Origin of the sequence: Oleisolibacter albus (genome assembly GCF_003336875.1) — a bacterium.
Classification (GTDB): Bacteria; Pseudomonadota; Alphaproteobacteria; order Azospirillales; family Azospirillaceae; genus Niveispirillum; species Niveispirillum album.
The window spans coordinates 36,619-51,726 of the sequence record NZ_QGNJ01000020.1; the positions used below are offsets into that span (position 1 = coordinate 36,619).

Annotated in this window: 13 protein-coding genes; 6 read left to right on the top strand and 7 right to left on the bottom strand. The window is 69.4% G+C overall.

What is annotated here, in order from left to right; translation table 11 throughout:
• Window positions 1-6 precede the first annotated feature (6 nt).
• The gene (locus tag DK368_RS19580; RefSeq protein WP_114395669.1) at window positions 7-753 is read right to left on the bottom strand and encodes a 3-deoxy-manno-octulosonate cytidylyltransferase; all 747 of its coding nucleotides are present in this window, start codon (window positions 751-753) and stop codon (window positions 7-9) included.
• Between the two features lie 174 nt (window positions 754-927).
• Here DK368_RS19580 and DK368_RS19585 point away from each other — a divergent pair, with 174 nt between their 5' ends.
• From DK368_RS19585 to DK368_RS19595, 3 genes are all read left to right on the top strand, one after another.
• Window positions 928-1,470: a c-type cytochrome gene (locus DK368_RS19585; RefSeq protein ID WP_114395670.1), complete on the top strand. Its 543-nt coding sequence runs from the start codon at window positions 928-930 to the stop codon at window positions 1,468-1,470.
• Window positions 1,471-1,648: 178 nt separating this feature from the next.
• Window positions 1,649-2,419, top strand: coding sequence for an inositol monophosphatase family protein (locus DK368_RS19590; protein ID WP_114395671.1), 771 nt, complete (start codon window positions 1,649-1,651; stop codon window positions 2,417-2,419).
• A gap of 397 nt (window positions 2,420-2,816) precedes the next feature.
• On the top strand, window positions 2,817-4,241 hold the full coding sequence (locus DK368_RS19595) for an OprO/OprP family phosphate-selective porin (protein ID WP_114395672.1): 1,425 nt from the start codon (window positions 2,817-2,819) through the stop codon (window positions 4,239-4,241).
• 146 nt (window positions 4,242-4,387) lie between these two features.
• On the opposite strand, the gene DK368_RS19600 is transcribed toward DK368_RS19595, so the two are convergent.
• The 3 genes from DK368_RS19600 to DK368_RS19610 all read right to left on the bottom strand — a co-directional run bounded on the left by DK368_RS19600 (window position 4,388) and on the right by DK368_RS19610 (window position 7,169).
• Window positions 4,388-5,236, bottom strand: a complete 849-nt coding sequence (locus tag DK368_RS19600; protein WP_114395673.1) for a C40 family peptidase — start codon at window positions 5,234-5,236, stop codon at window positions 4,388-4,390.
• Window positions 5,233-5,655: a MarR family transcriptional regulator gene (locus tag DK368_RS19605; RefSeq protein ID WP_240002582.1), complete on the bottom strand. Its 423-nt coding sequence runs from the start codon at window positions 5,653-5,655 to the stop codon at window positions 5,233-5,235. The genes DK368_RS19600 and DK368_RS19605 overlap by 4 nt, the downstream gene beginning before the upstream one ends.
• A 131-nt stretch (window positions 5,656-5,786) precedes the next feature.
• The gene (locus DK368_RS19610) at window positions 5,787-7,169 is read right to left on the bottom strand and encodes a leucyl aminopeptidase family protein (RefSeq protein WP_114395674.1); all 1,383 of its coding nucleotides are present in this window, start codon (window positions 7,167-7,169) and stop codon (window positions 5,787-5,789) included.
• A 199-nt stretch (window positions 7,170-7,368) separates the two neighbouring features.
• Between DK368_RS19610 and DK368_RS19615 the strand changes: the two genes are divergently transcribed.
• The gene (locus DK368_RS19615) at window positions 7,369-8,022 is read left to right on the top strand and encodes a glutathione S-transferase N-terminal domain-containing protein (protein ID WP_114395675.1); all 654 of its coding nucleotides are present in this window, start codon (window positions 7,369-7,371) and stop codon (window positions 8,020-8,022) included.
• Between the two features lie 6 nt (window positions 8,023-8,028).
• Here DK368_RS19615 and DK368_RS19620 read toward each other — a convergent pair whose 3' ends face one another.
• Window positions 8,029-9,147, bottom strand: a complete 1,119-nt coding sequence (locus DK368_RS19620; RefSeq protein ID WP_240002583.1) for a TAXI family TRAP transporter solute-binding subunit — start codon at window positions 9,145-9,147, stop codon at window positions 8,029-8,031.
• A 141-nt stretch (window positions 9,148-9,288) separates the two neighbouring features.
• The gene (locus tag DK368_RS19625; protein ID WP_114395676.1) at window positions 9,289-9,867 is read right to left on the bottom strand and encodes a HupE/UreJ family protein; all 579 of its coding nucleotides are present in this window, start codon (window positions 9,865-9,867) and stop codon (window positions 9,289-9,291) included.
• Window positions 9,868-10,105: 238 nt separating this feature from the next.
• Between DK368_RS19625 and DK368_RS19630 the strand changes: the two genes are divergently transcribed.
• Window positions 10,106-11,644, top strand: a complete 1,539-nt coding sequence (locus DK368_RS19630) for a malonate--CoA ligase (RefSeq protein WP_114395677.1) — start codon at window positions 10,106-10,108, stop codon at window positions 11,642-11,644.
• A 231-nt stretch (window positions 11,645-11,875) separates the two neighbouring features.
• Window positions 11,876-12,532: a glutathione S-transferase family protein gene (locus DK368_RS19635; protein WP_162306112.1), complete on the top strand. Its 657-nt coding sequence runs from the start codon at window positions 11,876-11,878 to the stop codon at window positions 12,530-12,532.
• Between the two features lie 12 nt (window positions 12,533-12,544).
• Here DK368_RS19635 and DK368_RS19640 read toward each other — a convergent pair whose 3' ends face one another.
• The gene (locus DK368_RS19640; RefSeq protein ID WP_114395679.1) at window positions 12,545-15,046 is read right to left on the bottom strand and encodes an ATP-binding protein; all 2,502 of its coding nucleotides are present in this window, start codon (window positions 15,044-15,046) and stop codon (window positions 12,545-12,547) included.
• Window positions 15,047-15,108 lie beyond the last annotated feature (62 nt).

Consider the following 15,108-nt stretch of genomic DNA (forward strand, 5'->3'; position numbering starts at 1 on the left):
TGATTGTCAGCGCGGGGCCAGCAGCCGGCGGGCACGGTCCAGATCCTCGGCCGTGTCCACCCCCAGCGGCACGGCATCGACCACGGCGACGGAAATGGTCATGCCATTGGCCAGCGCCCGCAGCTGTTCCAGCTTCTCCCGCTTTTCCAGTTCCGCCGGCGGCAGGGCGACGAAGCGTTCCAGCGCGGCGCGGCGATAGGCGTAGAGACCGATATGGTGGAAATGGTCCCCCGCCCCCCACGGCGCCGTCGTCCGCGTGAAATAGAGGGCGCGGCCGATGCGCTGGCCCGGCGGCAGTTCGATCACGGCCTTGACCACATTGGGGTTGCCGCGTTCGGCCTCGTCGGTGATGGCGACGGCCAGGGTGGCGATGTCGACGCCGGGTCGGCCCAACGGCTCGAACACGGCGCGGATGGTGTCCGGCTCCACCGTCGGCAGGTCGCCCTGCACATTGACGATGGCGTCGTGCCGGCCATCGGGATCGAGCCGGGACACCGCCTCCCAGATGCGGTCGGAGCCGCTGGGATGGTCGGGATCGGTCAGCACGGCCGTGCCGCCGGCCGCCGTGACGGCATCGACGATGGCCGGCTCGGCCGCGGCCACGACCACGGGGCCGATGCCGGCCTCCATGGCCCGTTTCCAGACATGCACGATCATGGGCAGACCATGGATGTCGGCCAGCGGCTTGTTGGGGAGGCGCGTGGAAGCCAGGCGCGCCGGGATGACGATCAGGGGAGTGCGCGGTGCGGTCATGATGTCCTCGTCCGTGCGACATTTGGTCCCCGCGGTCAAGGCTGAAACCGTATGTGCGACCCCCTGTCCCTGCGCTACTTAGTTCGCTGAACAGCTTTCACGGCGAGCCATAGACGTCTCGCCGCGATGACGTTATTGTGCCCGCGCTTATCCGGGGATAAAGGGTTAGGATCTATGGCTGGCAGCCTTTTCAACAAGATTCTCATGGCCATCCTGGCGGCGATGCTGCTCGCCATGGCGGCCGGGTTCCTGTCCAAGCAGCTCGTCGCGCCGCATTTCCCGACGGAGACGGCCTACAAGGTTGATGTGCAGGAAGCGGCACCGGCCGCGTCCCAGGCTGCCGCGGCTCCGGCTGCTCCCGATCCGGTGACCCCGCTGCTGGCGGCGGCCGATCCGGCCGCGGGCCAGAAGCTGTCCAAGGCCTGCGCCGCCTGCCACAGCTTCGAGAAGGGTGGCGCCGCCAAGGTGGGGCCGAATCTGTGGAACGTGGTCAATGGTCCGCACGCCCATATGGATGGCTTCGCCTATTCCGACGCCATGAAGGGCCTGCATGACAAGACCTGGGACTATGAGGCGCTGAACCTGTTCCTGGCGAACCCGAAGGCCGCCATTCCGGGTACCAAGATGAACTTCGCCGGCCTGAAGAAGGCGGAGGAGCGCGCCAACCTCATCGCCTATCTGCGCTCGCTGTCGGACAGCCCGGCGCCGCTGCCCTGACCGTCCGGCCCGCGCCGGATCGTCCCAGTGGACAGATCGTAAATGCAGGGGCGGCCCCCAGGGGCGGCCCCTGTTTCGTTTCGTGACCGATAATGACTGTGCTTTGCAGACTACCGGTCCCGCCGGCCGGGCGTTATAAGCAGCGCAGAGCAACAGCCTGAGCGAAGACGATCCGCCGATGTCGACTGCCCCCGTCCCCACCGCCGCCTGCGCTTTGGCGATTCGTCTGGCCGATGCCGCCGGTGCCGTCGTGCGCCGCCACTACCGTACCCCGATCGCGATTGATGTGAAGGCGGACGAATCCCCGGTCACCGCGGCGGACCGTGGGGTGGAAGCGGCCATCCGCGCCATCCTGACCGCCGAGCGGCCGCAGGACGGCATCCTGGGGGAAGAGCAGGGCAGCCACGGACTCGACAAGGAATGGGTCTGGGTCATCGACCCCATCGACGGCACCAAATCCTTCATCAGCGGACGCCCGCTGTTCACCACCCTGATCGGACTGCTGCATCACGGCGTTCCGGTGCTGGGCGTCATCGACCAGGCCATCACCGGCGACCGCTGGGTCGGGGTGGACGGGCAGCCGACGACCCTGAACGGGCAGCCCATCCGCACCCGCACCTGCCCCAGCCTGTCGGTGGCGACCATGGGGGCCACCATGCCTTTCCCCCAGCCGGGCTTTGCCCGGGTCCAGGCTGCCAGCCGCTACACGGTCTGGGGTGGCGACGCCTATGCCTTCGGTCTTCTGGCCGCCGGCTTCCTGGATGTGATGGTCGAGGCGAGCTTGCAGCCTTATGACTGGGCCGCGCTGGTGCCGGTCATCACCGGGGCCGGCGGCGTGATCACCGACTGGCAGGGCCAGCCGCTGCGCCTGGGCACCGACGGCACCGTGGCGGTGGCCGGCGACCCGCACCTGCATGCGGCTGTTCTGGACCTGCTCCGCGCCGACTAAGCCCCCGGTCCCCTCTGCCCCAAGCCGGCGTCGCCTGAACTGAGGCGCCGGCTGGGGGGGGGACCCGTGCGCGTCCGAACGGGAGTGCCGTCAGCGAAGACGGGATCTCATCTGTATTGGCGGTATCCGAATTCCCGATTCTTTCAGTGATCGTGGAATATTCGTTCTCCGAACCAGGTCATAGGTCCGCCGGACGCCGACAAGGCGAGTGAAAGTGTTGCCGATCCGGCACAGATCTAGCTTGTCATCTGTTTGAAACAAAACATCACCTTAACCGTCACATTGATTTGTTACCCCGTGCTCCGGGCCTGGAACGCCGCTCAAGCCATGTGGATCTGCACAGTGGCAGGGGTTGCGGGCTTATCGGCGTCATAAAGCCAGCCAACGGAGAACAACAATGTCGTTCAAGAGCACGTTGCTCGTCGGCACCGTCCTTGGGATCACCGCCATCGCGTCCGCGCCGGCCTTTGCGCAGTCGGCCCGCCCGGCCACCTCGCCGGCCCCGGCCTCCGCGCCGGTCGCCACCTCTGCCCAGATCGACGCCCTGAACCGCCAGATCCAGGCGCTGCAGAGCCAGCTCGACACGCTGAAGGAGACGGTGGGCAAGGACATCAAGGCCGTGGACAAGAAGGTGTCCGACCAGGCCGTCCTCAGCGTCGCCAACGGCCGCCCGCGCTTCACCTCCGCCGACAAGGCTTTCGACGTCGCCCTGCGCAGCCGCGTCCACCTGGATTACGGCTACTGGTTCGCCGACAAGGGCGTGACCGAGGATCTGCCGGACGGCTTCAACTTCCGCCGCGCCTTCCTGGGCCTGACCGGCACCGTGTTCAAGGATTGGGGCTTCGAGGTCAACACCGACTTCTCCGGCCGGACCAACCCCTCGGCCCGTCTGCAGGCCGCCAACTTCAGCTACACCGGCTTCAAGAACTGGAGCATCGACTTCGGCGCGATGCAGCCGTCCTTCACCCTGATGGACAGCGTCTCCTCCAACGACATCCCCTTCATCGAGCGCAGCCAGACCAACAACCTGGCCGTGGCCAACGTCGCCAATGAAAGCCGTCTGGCCGCCGGCTTCCGCCATTGGGGCGACCGCTACCGCGTCTCCGTCTATCTGACCGGCGACACCATCGGCACCGCCGCCCGTGACGATCAGGCCTCCGTCATCGGCCGCGCCAGCGTTCTGGCTGCGACCGGCAACGACTACGACGTGCATCTGGGCACCTCGGCCGGCTACATGTACGAGCCGGGCCAGACCGCCGGCGCCGGTTCTCCGCGCAACTACAGCCTGTCCGAGCGGCCGGAAACCCGCATCGGCGGCGGCACCGTGCTGGTCAACACCGGCAACATCAACACCGAGGACTTCACGGTCTATGGTGGTGAGTTCGGCGCGACCTACAAGTCGTTCTGGACCATGGCCGAGTACTTCCAGTACGACTTCAGCCGCCGCGGCGGCCTGAGCGACCTCAGCTTCGACAGCTGGTACGTCGCGGCCGGCTGGTTCCTGACCGGCGAGCGCCGCCCCTACAGCGTCGCCAGCGGTGCCTTCGGCGCGCCGCGCATCCAGTGGCCGTTCAAGACCTCGGGCGGTTACGGCGTCGGCGCCTGGGAAATCGCCGCCCGCTACTCCACGGCCGATCTGACCAGCAGCAAGATCAACGTGGCGACCGAAGGCAAGCAGGACATCGTCACGCTGGGCCTGAACTGGTACCCGAATGCGGCCTTCCGCTTCATGCTGAACTACAACTTCATCAAGGTCGACCGTCCGACCGGCACGGACGTGAACTTGGATGCGCTGACCCTGCGCGCCCAGTTCCAGTTCTAAGCCAGACGACAGTCACGGCTGCCTGGGAACCCCCGCCGGAGAGATCCGGCGGGGGTTTTCGTATGGCGCGGCCCTGAACCGAAAACGGCCGGTCCCTTGCGGGGCCGGCTGTTTCAACGCGCGCCTCTCTCGGGGAATGGGGCCGCTCACAGACGCCGGACGGCGGAAATCCCCTTGTCCGCCCGGTCCAGCACGGCCGACAGCGGCTCGCGCACCACCGCCATATGGAAGGCATTGGCGTGGATCAGATCGGTGCCATCGGCCATGATGCCCACATGGCCGGGGAAGAAGACGATGTCGCCGCGCCGGAAGGCATGGTCGCGCCCATCGGCCGACACCAGCGTGCCCACCGCCGCCTGCTGCTGATCGCTGTCCCGCGGGCAGGCTCGGCCGGCCGCCGCCAGCGCCATCTGTACCAGTCCGGAACAATCGATGCCGATGCTGGTCCGGCCACCCCAGAGATAGGGCGTGCCGAGGAAGCGCTCCGCCGTCTCCACCGGATCGGCCGGCGCCGTCCCCAGCGGCAGCAGGTGGCGGCCATAAACCCAGCCGCCGCCAGCGACCTGACACCAGGCCCCCTGCTCTCCGGTCACCGGGACCAGGGCCCCCAGGGACAGGATATCGACGAACGGGGTCTTCAGGTCGGGTTCGGCATAGAGGAAACTGCGCAAAGCGCCGATGCGGTGGGTCGGCGCCAGGACATCGGTATCCAGCCCTTCCAGCCGCAGCCAGCCGACATAGCCGTCGGTGGCATTCTGGCACCAGACCCAGCCGTCGCGCTCCTCGAACACGGTCACGGTCTCACCGAACAGCAGTTCCGTGGACTGACGGGCATGGATGCTCGGTTGTTCCTTCATGGAAACGAACCCGGCATTGATCTGGCAGGGCACGCCATCGACGAAGCGGGCGGCCTCGACGCGGCCACGCAGGGACGAGGCGGCCAGATCGGGCCGGTAGGCATGGACACGGGGGTCCAAAGGGGGGGCGCTGGTCATGGGATGGGTGCCACGGGCTCCGGTCGGGGCGGGCTGGCAATCGCGGCGGCGGCCGGCACGGCATCGAGGGCGGGCGGGGCGTCATCAGCCTGCCGACCGGCCTCGATGACCAACTGGCCGAACTCCGTCAGGAACACCGAACCCTTAACGGTACGCTGCACCAGGACGTTCCGGCGGTCCGTCTGGTCGCGCTTGCGCTTGATGTAGCCGAGGCGGCCCAGCCGGTCCAGCGCCCGCGTGATGGCCGGCTTCGAAACATTCAGCGTGGCGGCCAATCCGCGCACGGTGTGCGGCGGCGGAGTCAGGTAGACGCTCAGCAGCAGGGCCAGTTGCCGGGCCGAGAGATCGGGCCCGTCCTTGCGCACGCTGGCCACCAGCGCACCCCGCCAGAGTTGCAGCGCTTCCAGGTTCCGCGACATGCCGCCCCCCCGCCCCTGCCGTCCGGCGGAATGGCACCGGACACGGAACGGAGTGTGCCGGACTTCCACCTTGGGGGCAAGGGCGGACCCGGACGGGGTAGCCGCAGCGGGCAGCCCGTCCGGGTCCGGCTTCAGCGGGCCGGGAAACGCCGCGCGATCAGGGTGAAGAAGGCGCGCAGGGTCATAGCCTCGCCGCCCTCCGGCCGGCCCGGCTTGCTGCTGGGATTCCAGGCATACAGGTCCACATGCGCCCAGGGGGTGGTCTTCGAGACGAACTGCTCCAGGAACAGCGCCGCGGTGACGGCACCGGCAAAGCCGCCGGCCGGGGCGTTGTTGAGGTCGGCCACCTTGCTGTCCAGCATGGAGCGGTAGCCCGGCCACAGCGGCAGCCGCCACAGCGGGTCGTCGGCGTCCTTGGCCGCGGCCAGGATATCGGCGGCCAGGGTCTCGTCATTGCTGAACAGGGCCGGCAGTTCCGGCCCCAGGGCCACACGGGCGGCGCCGGTCAGGGTGGCGAAATCCAGCAGCAGGGCCGGCGTGTTGGTATCGGCGTCGGCCAGGGCATCGCACAGGATCAGGCGGCCTTCGGCATCGGTGTTGCCGATCTCCACCGTCAGCCCCTTGCGGGTCGGCAGCACGTCCCATGGGCGGAAAGCGTTGCCGGAGACGGCGTTTTCCACTGCGGGCACCAGCACGCGCAGGCGGACCGGCAGCCTGGCCATCATGATCATGCGGGCCAGACCCAGGGCATGGGCGCCGCCGCCCATGTCCTTCTTCATCATCAGCATGGTGGCGCTCGACTTGATGTCCAGCCCGCCGCTGTCGAAGCAGACGCCCTTACCCACCAGACAGACCAGCGGATGGCCGGCGTCACCCCAGCGCAGATCGATCAGACGGGGGGCACGGGCCGCGGCCCGGCCGACCGCATGGACCATGGGATAGTTCTGCGTCAGCAGATCGTCGCCGACCGTGACCGTGATCTCGGCCCCGAACTCCTCGGCCAGGGCAGCGGCGGCGGCGGCCAGTTCCGGCGGCCCCATATCCTCGCAGGGCGTATTGACCAGATCGCGCACCAGATAGGCCGCGGTCACCGTGCGCTCCACCGCCGCCAGATCGGCGGCAGCCGGCGGCACCAGCGCCGCAAAGCTCTTGGTCGCGGCCTTGTAGCGGCTGAACTGGTAGCAGGCCAAAGCCCAGCCGGTGGCCGCCGCGGTGGCGGCCGGACCGTCCAGTTCGGCATCGATACGATAGCTGCCGGCCGGGAGCGTGCCGGGCAGTCCGGCAAAGGACCAGAGATCCAGACGGTCGCCGACGCCGGCCAGCACACGGCCGATCCGGCCGTCGGTCCCGGGGATCAGGGCCGTCGCGCCCGGCGCGGCGGTGAAGCCGATGCTGCGCACCCAGGCCGCCGCCGGCGGCGGCGCCTCCTCCAGCCATTGCTCCAGATCCGCCTTGTGCAGCGGCGTGATCGAAACGGTATCCTCGGCGGGTTCGGCACGGAAACAGGGCAGCACGGGCGGAATCCTTCGCAACAGGGCCACGCAGCGGGCCACGGGAGAGGCCCGGGGGGAGTCACCCCGGGGACCGGCCCCGGGGAAAGACGACGCAGGCCGCCAGCGGCGGCGGCGGCGATAAAGGACGAAATGGCACTTCCGCGTTTGCGATGCCAGTCCTAATCTTCACGCCCCTGCCCCCGTCAGCCGGACCACCGCCATGCCGGATTGCACCCTCGTCATCGGCAACAAAGCCTATTCCTCCTGGTCGCTGCGCCCGTGGCTGGCGCTGAAACAGGCCGGCATTCCGTTTCAGGAGGTGGTGGTGCCGCTGCGCCAGGACGCCACCAAGGCCGCCATCCTGGCCCACAATCCCGCGGGCAAGCTGCCGGTGCTGCATCACGGCGACCTGGTGGTCTGGGACAGCCTCGCCATCTGCGAATATGTGGCAGAACTGGCGCCGGCGGCCGGACTCTGGCCCGCCGATGCGGCCGCCCGCGCCGTGGCCCGGTCGGTGTCGGCCGAGATGCATGCCGGCTTCCAGGATCTGCGCCGCAATCTGTTCATGGATCTCAAGCAGCGGCACCGGGCGCCCGACCGCGTCGCCGCGGCAGCGGCCGACATCGCCCGCGTCGAGGCCCTGTGGGCCGATTGCCGCCAGCGTTTCGGGGCCGGCGGCCCCTTCCTGTTCGGAACCTTCGGCATCGCCGATTGCATGTATGCCCCGGTCTGTGCCCGGCTGGACGGCTGGGGCGTGGACCTGGCCCCGGAGACGCGCCGCTATGTGGACGCGGTGCTGACCCTGCCGGCGGTCCAGGCATGGAGGGCAGCGGCCGAGGCCGAACCCTGGACCATCGATTATCTCAGCCTGTGACACCGGTCAGGGCTGCACCGTGCGCGCCGTCTGTGCCGACGCCTCGCCATCGCGGCCGGTCAGCAGCCCGGCCTCGCGGTAATAGGCCTCCGCCCCCGGATGCAGCGGCACGGCCAGCCCCTGGAGGGCATTGCCGATGCGGATGCTGGTGCCGCGGGGATGCCCCTGCTGCAGCAGCAGCTGGCTGGTCGGGTGCCACAGGGTCCGGGTGATCCCCCGCACCAGATCGGCGGGAATGCTGGCGCGGACCATCCATTGCGCGCCGATGCCCAGACTCTGTACGGCGGCGACGCCGGTATAGGTATCGGCCTCGATCAGGCTGCGGCTGAATAGCGGCAGCCGCTTGCGCAGCCGGTCGGCCTCGTCATCGGCGAACCCCAGCAGGCGGATCGGCAGCCGCCGGGCCAGATCGGCCACCGCCGGCAGCGGATAGCCGCCGACGATGAAGAACGCGTCGATATCGCCGGCCACCAGCCGGTCGCCCGCGGCCCCAGGGCTGAGATAGGCGGGCTTCACCGTCTTTTCCGACAGGCCATAGGCCGCCAGCAGGGCACGGGCCGTCACCAGGGTTCCCGATCCCTGCTCGCCCAGCGCCACGCGCTTCCCTTTGAGATCGCGGACACGGGCAATGCCGGAATCGCCCAGCACCACCAGATGGATGGTCTCGGTATAGAGGTTGGCGATGGCCCGCAGGTCGGCGAAGGCCCCGTCCTTGTCGAACGGAGCCTCGCCGCGGAAGGCGGCATAGGCCGTATCGGCCTGGACCAGACTCGATTCCAGGCGTCCCGCCCGCATCAGGCGGATATTCTCCACCGCGCCGGGGGTGGACTGGGCCACACCGATCAGCCCCGGCACCCCGCAGCTGCCGCCACGGTCGCAGGGCAAGGCCCCCGGCGGGCTGCTGATGGCGTTGGCCAGGATGCCGCCGATGAGGAAATAGGTTCCTCCGGTCGTACCGGTTCCGATCTGGAAATAGCGGATGGGCTGGGCCGACACACGCGGCGCGCGCATCAGCGGCAGAGCGAGGGCGGCACCGATGCCGATGCGCAACAGGTCACGCCGCGTCTGCGGCAATGACGGCAGGGGCGGACAGATCTGCACGGCGGGGCGCGCTCGATCGCTCATGATCCTCGGGCTTCCATGCTGCTTCGGGCCGGGGTCCCACGCAACCGGAACGGGGGCGGAACGGCCGCGGGAATGCGCCGGATAACGGGACCGCGATGAGGATTGAACAGATCTGTGACCGAAATGTCGCGCACTGCCGGCCTAAACAAGGCCGGCCAGCATCAGCAGCCCGACCAGGGCGATGAAAGCGGCCGACAGCCGGGCGGCACGGTCGGAGGCCAGCCCCTGGATCAGGGCGCCGGCCCCGATCCCGGCGCTGAGCAGCAGGGCGCCCCCGGCCAGCAGGCCGGGCCAGAACAGCAGCGGGCGGCTCGGCACCCCGGCCCAGGCCGCCAGCATCCAGCCATGCACGGCACCGCCGATGGCGGCCAGCACCAGCCCCAGCACTGCCGGCAGGGTCATGGCCAGGGCCGTCATGCCGCCGAAGACGACCAGCGTGCCTTCCAGCACCAGGCGCACATAGGGCAGCCGCACCCCGCCCTGTTGCAGCAGGGCGAACAGCAGGCCGGCGGCCAGGGCCACGGCCACCTGACGTCCGGCCTCGCCCTGCCGGCTGGCCCACAGGCCCAGGGCCAGCAATCCCAGCAGATGCACCAGCTGCACCAGCGGCCCGGTCAGGCCGGCAGCGAAGCTGCCCGGCAGATCGGCGGCCCAGGCCGGCACGGCGGGCAGGCAGAACAGCAGGGATGGCAGGATCGGGCGGGACAGGATCGGGGGCATGGGCGCGCCGGTCGGGGGGGAATGGTTCCACTAGCCCGCCTCCCCCGCCGCCGGTCAAGTCCCAATCGATCGGGCCGGGCGCGGCGTGCCGGGGACCGGCGATCCGGACGAGTTGGCAGGCGCCGACAGGACCGGCTATGGTCATGGCCGTGCAATCGGCGGCGCCCGGACACAGCCGACGCAGGCCGCCACAAACCAAGACGTGTCGCAAGACCGCAGCTTCCGGAGGAACAGTTCCATGGCCCCCCTGCCCGCCAGCGAGAATCTCTATCACCTGTTCGAAAGCCGGTTTCCCGCCGACCGCAGCCGGCCGTTCCTGGAGACGGATGAGGGGCAGGTCTGGTCCTATACCGATCTGGAGGCCGTCAGCGCCCGCTATGCCCGCGCCCTGGCCGGCCTCGGCGTGCGCAAGGGCGACCGGGTGGCCGTGCAGGTGGAGAAATCGCCGGAGAACCTGTTCCTTTATCTGGCCGTGCTGCGCGCCGGCGCCATCTACCTGCCGCTGAACACCGCCTATCAGCGTGGCGAGATCGGCTATTTCCTGGAGGATGCCGAGCCCACCCTCTTCGTCTGCCGGCCCGAGAACGCGGCGGAGATGCGGGAGCTGGCCACCCGCTGCAGGGTTCCGCATCTGCTGACCCTGGGCATGCGCGGCACCGGCACCCTGCCGGAGCTGGCCGCCGGCCAGCCGGACGGGTTCGAGACGGTGCCCATGCAGCGGGAGGAACTGGCGGCCATCCTCTACACCTCCGGCACCACCGGGCGGTCCAAGGGTGCCATGACCAGCCATGGCAATCTCGCCTCCAATGCCCTGATCCTGCACGATCTCTGGGGTTTCCGGCCCGGCGACGTGCTGCTGCATGCCCTGCCCATCTTCCATGTGCACGGACTGTTCGTGGCCACCAACACCACGCTGCTGAATGGCAGCTCCATGCTGTTCTGCCCGAAATTCGACGTGGACACGGTGATCCGGCTGCTGCCGCGGGCCACGGTGATGATGGGGGTCCCCACCTTCTACACACGGCTGCTGGCCGACCCGCGCTTCACCCGCGACCTTGCCGCCCATATGCGGCTGTTCATCAGCGGCTCCGCCCCGCTGCTGGCCGACACCCACAAGGACTTCGCCGCCCGCACCGGCCACGCCATCCTGGAGCGCTACGGCATGACCGAGGCCGGAATGATCACCAGCAACCCCTATGCCGGCGAACGCATCCCCGGCACCGTGGGCTTCCCGCTGCCGGGCGTCGAGCTGCGCGTGGCCGACGAGCAGGGCCGGATCCTGGGTCCGGAGGAGATCGGCGTCATCGAGTTCCGCGGCCCCAACCTGTTCAAGGGCTATTGGCGGAAGCCGGAGAAGACGGCGGAGGACATGCGGCCCGACGGCTTCTTCATCACCGGCGATGTGGGCAAGGTCGATGCCCGCGGTTATGTGCATATCGTCGGCCGGGCCAAGGATCTGGTGATCTGCGGCGGGTACAATGTCTATCCCAAGGAGATCGAGACGGTGATCGATGCCATCGACGGCGTGGTCGAAAGCGCCGTCATCGGTCTGCCGCACCCGGATTTCGGCGAGGCGGTGGCGGCCGTGGTACAGCGCAAGCCGGGCCGCCCGGACGTGAGCGAGGACGGCATCATCGCCCAGGTCAAGGGGGAACTGGCCAATTTCAAGGTGCCCAAGCGGGTCTGGTTCGTGGATGAGCTGCCGCGCAACCAGATGGGCAAGGTGCAGAAAGCCCTGCTGCGCGAACAGCATCGGGACACGTTCAAGCCGGCGTGATCGCCCCCGGACGCACGTGGCCCTGCTGCACCGCCCCCATGGAAATGCTACCCTACGCCGGTCACAGCAGGTAGAGTGCAGTCGGCCGGCGCAGGGTCGCTCCGGCCATCAAACGCATGCTATACCAAACGCTTAGTGCCTTACTGGCGCTTCATCGCGCGGCCGGATGGCGCTAGGATGGGCTGTTGCACCGCACCCACGGTGGTGCGACCGCCGACCGGAGACGGACCGATGACGCTGTACGGATCGCCTGTTAGCCCCTATGTCGCCCGCGTCCTGCTGGCCATCCGCTACAAGGGCCTGAAGATCCCTCTGGCCGATGCGCCCGGCGGCAGCCTGAAGTCGCCGGCGTATCTGGCCATCAACCCCTATGGCAAAATGCCGGCCCTGGATGCCGATGGCGGCCATGTCATCGAATCCGAGATCATCTGCGAATATCTGGACGAGCGCTTCCCGGAGAAGAGCATCCTCCCCGGCGATGCGCTGGCCCGCGCCCGTGCCCGCACCATCAGCCGCGCCCTCGACCTCTATGTGCTGCCCGGCCTGCTGGGCCTGCTGGGACAGATGAACCCGGTCACCCGCGACCAGCCGCTGGTGGACCGCAATATGGCTGACATCCGCAAGGGGCTGGACGGTCTGGAATTCCTGCTGGTCGGCCCTTGGGCCGCCGGGCCGCAGCTGACGCTGGCGGACTGCACCCTGGTCCCCACCTGCTTCTATCTGGAGCGGTTCCTGCCGGTCTTCGGCAGCATCGACGCCTTCGCCGGCCATCCCCGCATGGCGGCCGTCTGGGCCGTGGCCAAGGCCGATCCGCTGGTTGCCGGGCTGCTGGACGAGATGGGCACCGGCCTGGATGCCTTCATGCGCCGCCGTCCGGCCAACAGCTGACCCGGGCGCCTGCTACCCGGCCTGCCGATCGAGATCCTCCGCGGTCCGCGTCCAGCCCGGCCGGGATGTGTCGGCCGCGGTCCCCACGGGATAGGGCACCGCGTGCGCCGGCAGCCAGCGCGCCACGGCGCCCAGCAACTCGCCGCGGCGGAACGGCTTCGACACCATGTCGTCCATGCCCGCCGCCAGATAGGCCTCGCGGGCGCCGGCCATGGCATCGGCCGACAGGGCCAGGATCGGCGTCCGCGCCCAGCCCGCCGCCGCCTCATGGGCACGCATCAGCCGGGTGGCCTCCAGCCCGTCAATGCCCGGCAGCTGCACATCGCTCAACACCAGATCGACGCCCCCCTGGCGGAACAGATCGAGCGCCACCTCCCCGCAGTCGGCGACCCGGACCCGCAGACCGGCCCGTTCCAGCATGATGCGGGCGATCTCCTGGTTGGCCGGATTGTCCTCGATCAGCAGCACCAGCCCCTGGTGGCCGACGGGAACCTCCGCCTTCGGCGCACCGCCGGCCGCGGTCTCACCCGGCGGCAGCGGGACGGTGAAGTGGAAGCAGGTGCCGGCGCCGACGGCACTGTCCACCGCCAGGGTTCCGCCCATGAGGCCGACCAGCCTGCGACTGATGGCCAGACCCAGGCCGGTCCCGCCGAAGCGGCGGCACACGTCGCGCTCGGCCTGGGCGTAGGGTCTGAACAGACGGGCAAGCCCCTGCGCATCGATGCCGGGGCCGGTGTCCCGCACGGCGAAACACAGTCCGTTCACCATCGTCACCTCCGGTGTGACCGACAGGCCGACCGATCCCCGCTCCGTGAATTTCACGGCGTTGGAGAGCAGGTTCAGCAGGACCTGCCGCAGACGGGTGGGATCGCCGTGACGGATGACGGCCAGGGCCGGATCGATCGTGGCGGCCAGAGCCAGCCCCTTGCACCGGGCGCGGTGATCCAGCATGGCGAGGGCACCCTGGACCAGCCGCTCCAGGTCGAAATCGATGTTCTCCAGCTCGACCCTGCCGGCCTCCAGCTTGGAGATGTCGAGGATGTCATCGACCACGGCCAGCAGCGCCTCGGCGCTCTGCCGGATGGTCTCCACCCGCTGGCGCTGCTCCGCCGGCAATGCACTGTCCAGCAGCAGTTCGGCCATGCCCAGGACACCGTGCATGGGCGTGCGCACCTCGTGGCTCATGCTGGCCAGGAACAGCGATTTCGCCTCGTTGGCCGTCTCGGCGGCGGCCCGCGCCCGGTCACGGTCATCGGCCAGAACCGCCAGATCGGCCGCCTGCCCCTCCAGCCGCTGCTGGCTCTGGCGCAGGGTGGCGTTGGCGGCTTCCAGTGCGGCCGTGCGGTCCGCCACCCGCTGCTCCAGCGCGGCATTGGCCTCCCGCAGGGCATCCGCCGCCGCGCGCTCGGCGGTGAAGGCCTCACCCAGGGCCGTGGCCAGGGTCCGGACCTCGGCATAGCCCCGGACCGGCGGCAACACCCCGCCATGGCGGAGCTGCCCCGCGGCCCGGGCCAGCAGTTCCAGCGGCCGGGCGATGATCCTGGCCGAGGCCAGCCCGGCCACCACGGCCAGCCCGGTGATGACCAGCCCGGCCAGAAGCAGCGACCGGTGGAGGGCGGCCACCGGCGCCAGGGCCAAACTGACCGGCTGACGGCTGACGACCCACCAGCCCAGGCCGGGATAATCCTTGTAGCCGAGGGTGGTGGCACTGGCCGACAGGTGGCTGGCCGTCCAGGGCGCCGCGGCCAGATCCGGCCGGCCGTCGCGCAGGGGGATCTCCAGACCGGGCGTTCCGGCCGGTCCCAGCAGCACCGAGCCTCCGGCGGAGAGGACCAGCAGTTCCACCCCCGCCGCCCGCTGGGTCGGGGCCAGCACCGAGGCCTCCACCTCCCGCGCCCAATCCCAGCTCAGATGTGCCCCCAGCACCCCCTGCAGGCGCCCATCGGGCGCCTGCAGGGGAACCGCCACATCGACGAAGCGCAAGGGGTCCGCCCCCGGCGGCGCCAGCAGCTTCTGCAGCAGCTTGGCATCATGCACATCACCGACGAACGGACCCTGGAGCGCGCCCTTGAACCAGGGGCGGGCCGCCACCGACTGACCTTCCAGCAGGCCGCCGGCAGCGGCGACCACCGTCCCGGCCGCATCGGTGAAGCCGATCCAGGCATAGGCGGGATAGGTGGTCTGCAACCGGTCCAGCAGCGCCCGGCGCCGGCCGGCCAGGGCATCATCGGGCAGCGACAGCATGTCCAGTGCCGCCGCCACCTGGATGTCACGCCAGCGCTCGAACATGCCCTGGTCCAGCCGGTCGCGCATCTGCGCCGCAGCTTCGGACAATCGGGCGGCGGCCTCGGCACCGGCCTGTCGGCGGGCCATCTGCCCCAGCACCAGACTTGTGGCCATGGTCGAGATGGCGATCAGCAGCCCCAGCGCCAGCACCAGCCAAGTGGCCAGCGGGCGGGCGGCCCGGTCGGGAGACCCGGACGGAACGGCGGTGGGGTCGCTCTCGGACGGCATGGGCGATGTCCTGGCTCGGCACGATAGGATGATGCCAAGGTTCAGGGCCGGTTCCAATGCCA